The organism is Rhodovulum bhavnagarense (genome assembly GCF_004343505.1).
Taxonomy (GTDB): Bacteria; Pseudomonadota; Alphaproteobacteria; order Rhodobacterales; family Rhodobacteraceae; genus Rhodovulum; species Rhodovulum bhavnagarense.
Genome location: NZ_SLXU01000014.1, coordinates 66,090 through 74,439, shown reverse-complemented (window position 1 = coordinate 74,439; position 8,350 = coordinate 66,090). Strand labels below are relative to the sequence as shown.

General features: G+C 64.9%; 7 protein-coding genes. All 7 read right to left on the bottom strand.

The window, feature by feature from the left end:
* Nucleotides 1-243: 243 nt before the first annotated feature.
* A complete protein-coding gene (locus EV663_RS12520; protein ID WP_132952357.1) occupies nt 244-1,212 on the bottom strand; it encodes an ABC transporter ATP-binding protein in 969 nt (322 codons plus the stop codon).
* Nucleotides 1,209-2,171: an ABC transporter ATP-binding protein gene (locus EV663_RS12515; protein ID WP_132952355.1), complete on the bottom strand. Its 963-nt coding sequence runs from the start codon at nt 2,169-2,171 to the stop codon at nt 1,209-1,211. The genes EV663_RS12520 and EV663_RS12515 overlap by 4 nt, the downstream gene beginning before the upstream one ends.
* On the bottom strand, nt 2,171-3,079 hold the full coding sequence (locus EV663_RS12510; protein WP_132952353.1) for an ABC transporter permease: 909 nt from the start codon (nt 3,077-3,079) through the stop codon (nt 2,171-2,173). Before EV663_RS12510 ends, EV663_RS12515 begins: the two co-directional genes overlap by 1 nt.
* A 1-nt stretch (nt 3,080) precedes the next feature.
* Nucleotides 3,081-4,067: an ABC transporter permease gene (locus EV663_RS12505; protein WP_243697959.1), complete on the bottom strand. Its 987-nt coding sequence runs from the start codon at nt 4,065-4,067 to the stop codon at nt 3,081-3,083.
* Nucleotides 4,068-4,125: 58 nt separating this feature from the next.
* Nucleotides 4,126-5,664, bottom strand: a complete 1,539-nt coding sequence (locus EV663_RS12500) for an ABC transporter substrate-binding protein (RefSeq protein WP_132952351.1) — start codon at nt 5,662-5,664, stop codon at nt 4,126-4,128.
* Nucleotides 5,665-5,846: 182 nt separating this feature from the next.
* Entirely contained in the window at nt 5,847-6,743 is an 897-nt protein-coding gene (crtC, locus tag EV663_RS12495) for a carotenoid 1,2-hydratase (RefSeq protein ID WP_279432545.1), read from the bottom strand.
* 41 nt (nt 6,744-6,784) lie between these two features.
* Entirely contained in the window at nt 6,785-8,275 is a 1,491-nt protein-coding gene (gene crtD, locus EV663_RS12490; protein ID WP_132952349.1) for a 1-hydroxycarotenoid 3,4-desaturase CrtD, read from the bottom strand.
* Nucleotides 8,276-8,350 lie beyond the last annotated feature (75 nt).

Sequence of the window (8,350 nt, the reverse complement as noted above, 5' to 3'; positions counted from 1 at the left end):
ACGCGGTCATAGACCTGGAGCATGAACAAGGGCCCGGTCAGCATCAGGAGGTTGACAAAGATGCTGAACAGGAAAATCGCGCCAAACAACCGCCGAGACGCACCCCGCGCCACCCGCAATTCCCGAAATCCACCGTCAAGTTTCGATCGTCGCACATTCCCCTCCGGCCGCGGTGCCCTGCGGGCAACAGCTAACATGGTCGTGGGGCGCTGTCATGGCCCCACCCGGGTCAGGAAACCCGCGTCATGCGCTGTGATGGCAGGCCACCTGGGTTCCGTTTTCCAGCCCGCGCAATTCGGGCCTTTCGGCGTGGCAGCGGGCATCGGCCAGCGAACAGCGCGGCGCGAAGGGGCAGCCCGGCGGCGGGTTCACCGGATCGGGCAGTTCGCCCGGCGTGCGCGGCTTGTCGAAGGAGCCGCCGTCAAGCTTGGGGATCGCCTCAAGCAGGAGGCGGGTATAGGGGTGCTTGGGCTGGGCAAAGATCGTTTCGACCTGCGCCAGTTCCATCACGCGCCCGAGATACATCACCGCAACGCGGGTGCCGAAATGTTCGACCACGCTGAGATCATGGGTGATGAACAGGTAGGTCAGCCCCCGATCGGCCTGCAAATCGGTCAGCAGGTTCAGGATCTGCGCCTGGATCGACACGTCCAGCGCCGAGATCGGCTCGTCCGCAACGACGAAGGCGGGATTGGTGACCAGGGCGCGGGCAATGGCGATGCGCTGGCGCTGGCCGCCGGAAAACTCGTGCGGCAGCCTGCGTTGCCAACTGGGATCGCACCCCGTGGCGGCCAGAACCGATTCCACCTGTTCGCGGACTTCGGCGGCGGGGGTGTCGGGCAGCAGGTGACGGATCGGTTCGGCGAGCGTGTCGAACACGTTGCGCCGCGGGTTGAGCGAGGCATAGGGGTTCTGGAACACCATCTGCATCTCGGCGCGAATCGGCTTGCGCCGTTTTTCATCCATGGTGTCGATGCGTTGGCCGCGGAACAGGATTTCGCCCGCCGAAGGCGTCAAAAGCCCCATGATCGCGCGGCCAAGGGTGGTCTTGCCACAGCCCGATTCCCCCACAACGCAAAAAGTTTCACCGGGCTGGATCGCGACATCGACACCGTTCAATGCGTGCAGCACCGGCTTTTCCCGGCTCAGGAAATGGGTCGGCAGGGCAAACCGCATCTCAAGTCCGCGGGTCTCGATGATGGGTTGCGTCATGACGAGGCCCCCTTGAGAGGGTTGAAACAGGCCACGCCCCCCTGCAACGGCGGGATGCGCGTGCGGCAGCCATTGTCGGCGAACTCGCAGCGCGGGTGATAGGCGCACCCGCGCGGCAGCGCCGTGATCGGCGGCATCGAACCGGGGATCTGGTACAGCCGCTGGCCGCGCCCGGCATTCTGCGGCAGGGCCTTGAGCAGACCGCTGGTATAGGGGTGGCGCGGCGCGGTGATGATCTGTTTCGTCGGCCCCTCTTCGACGCAGAGACCGGCATACATGATCATGATCCGCTCGGTCACCTCGGCCACCACGCCCAGGTCGTGGGTGATCAGGATCAGCGCCACGTCGTTTTCGCGGCAGAGCTTGAGGATCAGCGACATGATTTCCGCCTGGATCGTGACGTCCAGCGCGGTGGTGGGTTCGTCCGCGATGATCAGTTCGGGGTCGGTCAGCAGGGCGATCGCGATCACCACACGCTGGCGCAGCCCGCCGGACAATTCGTGCGGGTAGGCATCCATGCGCGATTCGGCCGACGGGATGGCGACCTGCTTCAGCCGCTCGATACACAGCTTGCGCGCGTCGCGGTCGGAAATCCTGCGGTGCGCCTTGAGCGTTTCGATCATCTGCGTGCCGATGGTCAGCACCGGGTTCAGGGTGACCATCGGGTCCTGGAAGATCATCGAGATCCGGTTGCCCCGGATGCCGCGGATCTTGCGGTCCGACAGTTTCAGCAGGTCCTGGCCGTGGAACATCACCCGGCCCTGGCTGACGCGGCCCGGGGCCGCGATCAGATTCAGGATGGCGAAGGCCAGCATCGACTTGCCGGCGCCCGATTCGCCGACGACGCCAAGGCGTTCGCCCTTTTCCAGTTGCAGGTTCACGCCGCGCAGGGCCTCGACCTCGTCCCGCTTGCCGCGGGGGAAGGCGACATGCAGGTCTTGCACTTCGAGCATGGCCATCAGTCCTCTCCCCGCCGCAGTTTCGGGTTCAGCACGTCGCGCAGCCAGTCGCCCAAGAGGTTCAGCGACAAGACCAGCGCGATCAGCACCAGCGCGGGGTAGAGCGTGATCCACCACGAGCCGGAAAAGATGAACTCGAACCCCGAGCGGATCAGCGAGCCCAGCGAGGGCCGGTCGGTCGGCATGCCGAGGCCGAGGAAGGACAGCGAGGCCTCGATCATGATGGCCTCGGCCACCTGGATGGTGGAGATTACCAGCACCGGGGTCAGCGTGTTGGGCAGGATATGGCCCCACATGATGCGCCGGGCGGGCAGGCCGATGACGCGGGCCGCATCGACATATTCCTTCTTCTTCTCGCCCAGCACCGAGGACCGCACGGTCCGCGCGAATTTCGGCCATTCGGCGATGCCGATCACCATGATCAGCATGATGATCGCGTAATCGGCATAGGTGTTGGCATCGAACGCCGCCTGGAACAGCGCCAGCGCGATGATTGCCATCATCAGGGTGGACAGCGACAGCTGGATATCGGCCAGCCGCATCAGGAAACTGTCGATCCAGCCGCCCTTGTAGCCGGCGATCAGGCCAAGGGTGATGCCCAGCACCGCCTGCACGATCACCGCGCCCACGCCGATCAGCAGGGAAATCCCGGTGCCGTACATGATAGTGGACAGCACCCCGCGCCCCTGCGCATCGGTGCCCAGCAGGAAGCGGTCGTCGCCGCCGGGTTTCCAACTGGGCGGCATCTCGCTGTCCATGATGTCCAGTTGCAGCGGGTCATAGGGGTTCTGCGGCGCGATCAGCGGCGCCAAGACCGCCATCAGCACCAGCACCAGCAGCACGACGCCCGCCCCGATAGCCACGGGGTCGGAGAAGAAGCGTTTCACGAAGGCGGAAAAGGAGATCATGTCAGCCCTTGGCCCCCGGCAGTTTCACCATCGGATTGATGAGGGTGTAGATGAAATCGACGATGGTGTTCACCACCACGAAGATCAGGCCGACCACGATGATGTAGGCGATGATCAGCGGGGTATCGACGCGGTTCACGGCCTCAAGGAACAGGAAACCCATGCCGGGCCACTGGAACACCGTTTCGGTCAGGATGGTGTAGGCGATCAGCGTCCCGATCATCAGGCCCCCCACGGTCACCACCGGCAACAGCGTGTTGCGAAAGGCGTGGACATAGCGCACGCGCCAGGTGCTCAGCCCCTTGGCGCGGGCGAAACGGACGTAATCGGTGCCCATGGCCTCCAGCATCTCGGCGCGGATCAGCCGGATGAAAAGCGGCAGCATGATCGACGACAGGGTGATGGAGGGCAGGATCAGGTGGCTGATCCCGTCCCAGGTCAGAAACCCGGTATCCCAGCCCCAGGGCAGCGTGACCGTGTCGCCCCGGCCAAAGGCCGGCAGCCAGCCCAGTTCGACCCCGAACAGCCACACCATGAAGATCGCGGTCAGGAAGACCGGGATCGAGATGCCCACGATGGAGCCGGTCATGATGATCCGCGACAACCACGAGTCGCGGTGGATCGCGCAGTAGATGCCCGCGGGGATCGAGACAGAGACGAAGATGAACACCGCGCCCAGCACCAGTTCGAACGTGGCGGGGAACTTGTCGAGGATGACCTCGATCGCGGGGCGCTTGAAAAAATAGGACGTGCCCAGATCGCCCTGCACGGCGTTGCCCAGGAAGCGGGCGTACTGGACCAGGAAGGGGTCGTTCAGCCCCAGCTCGTCGCGCAGCGCCTCGCGCTCGGCCTCGGATACGGACTGTCCGACAAGTTCGCGCAGCGGGTCGCCCAGGTTGTCCTGGATGGAAAAGCCGATGATCGAGATAACGAACATCACGACCATGGCCTGCGCGGCGCGGCGGATCAGGAAGGCTAGGATATGCATGGGGCGTGCCCTTGGGTGTCAGGCGGACCACGGAATTCGCGGTCCGCCTGTTATCACATCATTCCTCGATAACAAGATCGCCGAGATAGGGGAAGTTCATGACGTTCAGAACGTCCTCGATCATCACGCCCTCACGGGCGCCCCAGGCCAGGTCCTGCCAGTGCAGCGGGATGAAGGCGGCCTCGTCATACAGGATCTTCTCGACCTCCTGCAGCATCGCGGCGCGCTTGGCCGGATCGGTTTCCGTCAGCGAGGCAAGGGTCAGCTCGTCCACCTTCGGGTTCGAGTAGTTGCCCGAGTTGTACTGCCCGCGGCCGGTGTCGGCATCCGGCGTCATGGTCAGGAACTCGTTGAAGTTGGCCGAATCCTCGGTATCCGAATGCCAGCCGATCATCATGATGTCGGCGGCGCGCTCGTCGAACTTGGGCCAGTATTGCGCCTTGGGCATGGTGGTCAGGTCGATGTCGATCTTGATCTTGGCCAGCATCGCCGCCGCCGCTTCGCAGATCTTGTAGTCGTTCACGTAGCGGTTGTTGGGGCACATCATCGTGGCCGAGAAACCGTCGGCATAGCCGGCTTCTTCCATCAGCGCCTGCGCCTTGGCGACGTCGAAACGCGGGGTCAGGTCGGGGTTGTAGCCGACATAGCCCGCGGGCGACTGCTGTGCCGCGACGGTGCCGAAACCCTTCATGATCTTGTCGACGATGCCCTCGTTGTTGATGGCATAGGCAATGGCCTGACGGACCCTGGGATCGGCAAAGGCTTCGTTGCGCTTCTGGTTCAGTTGCAGGGTGATGATCCGGGTGCCGGTCATTGTCACCAGCTTGGTGCCGTCATTGTCGCGGATGCGGTCCAGATCGGTCGGCGGCACCGGCGCGATGAAATCGACATCGCCGGCCAGCAGGGCGGCGACGCGGGTGGGCGCCTCCTTGATCGGGGTCAGGATGGCGGTCTGCACGTTGCCCGGGCTGGCGGTGTCCCAGTAGTTCGGGTTGCGCTGGAACACGGTCTTTACGCCCTGTTCGCGCGATTCCACGATGAACGGCCCGGTGCCGGACGCGTTCTGGCTGGCGAAGCTGTCGCCATGCTTGACGATCTCGGCGCCGCCTTCCTCGTAGAAGGCCTTGTCCATCGGAAAGACATAGGTCGCGGTATGCAGCACCAGCGGGCTGGGGCCGTCGGTCTTGATCTCGACGGTGGTGTCGTCCAGGGCGGTGGCCGAGACCCAGCCGGCGAAGATGCCCTTGAAGTCGGGCGATTCTTTCAGGCGCTCGATCGTCCAGACCACGTCTTCGGCGGTCATCGGGTTGCCGCTGTGGAAGGTCACGCCATCGCGCAGGGTAAAGCGCATGGTGGTGTCGTCGACACGCTCCCAGCTTTCCGCAAGGCGCGGGTCGAAGCCCAGATCCTTGTTCCAGCGGATCAGCGGGTCAAAGACCATATGCGCCATCTGTAGCGTGCCGCCCGACAACTGTTCGTGCGGGTCAAGCGATACCGGGTCCGCGTCATAGGCAAAGTTCAGGGTCTGGGCCGCGCCCAGGCCGGCCGCGCCAACGAAAAACGCGGCCGCGGTTGCGAGAGTCCTGAGTGTTTTCATGTGGTTCTCCTGGAATTGGGCGCCCTTCCGGCCCGTTCAGGGCGGCGGCGACGTGCCGTCGGAAGGGTGCTCATTGGGATATGCTGTTCCAATTCCGAGGGGAATGCAAACCCCCGGACACGGGTTTCTGTGCGGTGTTGACGCAACGGAAGGCGACGTCGGGAAAGCCCGGCGCAGGGTTTTCACGCTTTGCGTGTGCGGGTCTCGTCGTCGAATCGCCAGCCCTTGCGGCGCGGCACCTTGACCGCCAGCATCGGTTTCAGCCAGGGCGAGGCAAAGCGGTCCAGGTCCAGCGCCTCGTGGACCCCCACCGTTTCCTCGCCGAAGACCTGGGTGCGCACGGTAGAGCGGCAATAGAACGGTGCATCCAGCATGTCCGCGACCTGCCGGGGTTTGTAGCCGGGATCGGCCCGGGTTTCGCGCCGGACCAGCCATTTCGACCGGGCAAAGCGGGTGCGCGGCGGCGCGTCGATCACCCTGGCCGTGCCATCGGCGCCGAAATGCAGGCCCACCGCCAGTTCGCTGCCATCGCGAACACTTGCGTCGTAGAAACAATACGCCCCGTTGTCGGCGGTCGGAAAGCGGCCCCAGGTCCAATAGCTGAAATCATCCTCCAGTGCGTGGATGCCGAAATTCGCGTCGAAATAGGCGTGCCCCGTCCATTGCCAGCCGGGCTGGTTCAGGTCGACCTCGATCTCGGACGAGGGCGCGAAGGGGCGCCAGACATGGCTGCCATCGGCCTTGAGCGGCAGCTCGACACCGGTGATCGCGGACGGGGTCACGGTGATCCGGCCCTTCAGGCGGTGCATGTGCGGCCAGGCCAGTTCATCCACGTCGATATACAGCTTGCCGCCGTCCCAGGTCAGTTTCGACGGGCCGACCTCGAAGGTGTTGGGCGTCTGGCGCAGGGCCGCCTGCCCGCGGTCGGTCATCGTCCAGCGCCCGCCCTTGCCGTAGGTGGCGACGTTGATGCAGCAATGCGCCTCGGGGTTCTTGCGGCCCGACCAGCGGTACCAGGGCGAAAACACCGAGCCGATGAACGAGATGATCGAGATCGACTTTTCGCCGTCCTCGCTGATGCCGTCGACATACCACCAGGCATAGCCGTCCGGCGGGACCTCTAGGTTGAAGTTCGGTCCGTCAAGATCGCCGCGGCCGCGTGCCGTCCGGAGAGGGTTGCCATGGGGATGCCCGCCCCCGGATGCGCCCCGCCCCCCGCCAGGTACAGCCCCGGCAGTTTCGTCCGCGCCGTGGGTCTCTTCAATGAGGCTGTCAGGCCGTGCGGGCTCCGCCCGTAAAGGGAGCCTTCCGACGCCGGGAACAGTTTCGCGAAGTGGCGCGGTGTCGTCAGCCAGTCCGTTCCCGGCCGGGGATCGAAGGTCAGGCCGAAGCTGGCCAGCGTCTCGAAGGTGCGTGTCCGGCACGTCTCTTTCTCCTCGTCTGTCGCCTCGGCGCCGTCGGCGACGGGCGGGCCGTTCATGATGATCTCGAACCGTTCCTTGCCCTGCGGCGTCCGGCCGGTGCCGCGGTCCTGCGCGCAGACATAGAGCGTGCCGTCCTCGGGCATACGGCCCTGGGCGATCGGGTCGAATTCGGTATGCGGATCGTCGCAGAAAAAGACGTTATGATGCACCATCTCGGGGCCGTGGGGCACTGCGGCATAGGACCAGACATAGGCTGACAGGCTGCGCGGATGGGTTTTCGTGCGCGGCACGCTTGGCTGAACCGCCTCGCCCAGCAGTCCGGCGCCCAGTGCGGCCGGATCGCCGTTGAACACCGCGATATCGGCGGGCAGGCGGGTGCCGTCCTCCAGGTGCACGGCGGCCACAGCGCCGTTCTGAACCTCGATCCGCGTGGCGCGGGTGTCGAAGGTGAAGCGCACGCCCTTGTCCATGGCCAGCCGCATCAGCGATTGCGCCAGTTGGTGCATGCCGCCCTCGACCCGCCAGACGCCCTGTTCCTCGGCATGCCAGATCAGCCCCAGAAGCGCGGGCGAACGGAAGGGCGAGCCACCGACGTAAGTTGCATAGCGCCCGAACAGTTGCGCCAGCCGGCGGTCGCTGAATTGCCGGGTCAGGCTGCCCCAGAGTTTGCGGTGCGGCGCCATGTCGAGGATCAGCCAGGGATGGGTGGCGACATGTTTCGTCAACTCCGCCTGGCTGGGGGCGGCGGCCTGCATCATCGGCCCGTCAAAGGCCTTGAACAGCCGTTCCGCCCGGCGGCAGAAGGCGCGGAACTCGCGTTCCGCCTTGGCTCCGGCAAATTCGCCCACGGCCGCGGCGCTGTCCTCGCGGCTGGCGAACAGGTCCAGCGTGCCGCCATCGTGCCACCAGTGCCGCGCCAGCACGGTTTCGCGGTGCAGGGTAACGTAGTCGGAAAGCGATGCGCCGACGCTGTCGAACAGTTCCTCGAAGACCGGGCGCAGGGTCATCACGGTCGGCCCGGCATCAACCGGGCCCGCATCGGTTGCCATGGTGCGCATCTTGCCGCCGGGCACGGGGGCGCGGTCGATCACCTGCACGTCCATCCCCGCATGGGCTAGGCGGATAGCGCTGGAAAGCCCCCCCATTCCGGCCCCGATAACCACAACTTTTTCAGGGGATGCGGCCATCACGACTCCTCAAGAAATGTTGACTCCGCAGGATAGGGTGTCCATTCTGGTTTACAACTCAAAATGTCTCGCCAG

What these genes read in the sequence shown, in the direction of transcription:
- EV663_RS12520 (WP_132952357.1), bottom strand. Translation starts at nt 1,212, where the DNA reads ATGACGCAACCCATCATCGAGACCCGCGGACTTGAGATGCGGTTTGCC.
- EV663_RS12515 (WP_132952355.1), bottom strand. Translation starts at nt 2,171, where the DNA reads ATGGCCATGCTCGAAGTGCAAGACCTGCATGTCGCCTTCCCCCGCGGC.
- EV663_RS12510 (WP_132952353.1), bottom strand. Translation starts at nt 3,079, where the DNA reads ATGATCTCCTTTTCCGCCTTCGTGAAACGCTTCTTCTCCGACCCCGTG.
- EV663_RS12505 (WP_243697959.1), bottom strand. Translation starts at nt 4,067, where the DNA reads ATGCATATCCTAGCCTTCCTGATCCGCCGCGCCGCGCAGGCCATGGTC.
- EV663_RS12500 (WP_132952351.1), bottom strand. Translation starts at nt 5,664, where the DNA reads ATGAAAACACTCAGGACTCTCGCAACCGCGGCCGCGTTTTTCGTTGGC.
- crtD (WP_132952349.1), bottom strand. Translation starts at nt 8,275, where the DNA reads ATGGCCGCATCCCCTGAAAAAGTTGTGGTTATCGGGGCCGGAATGGGG.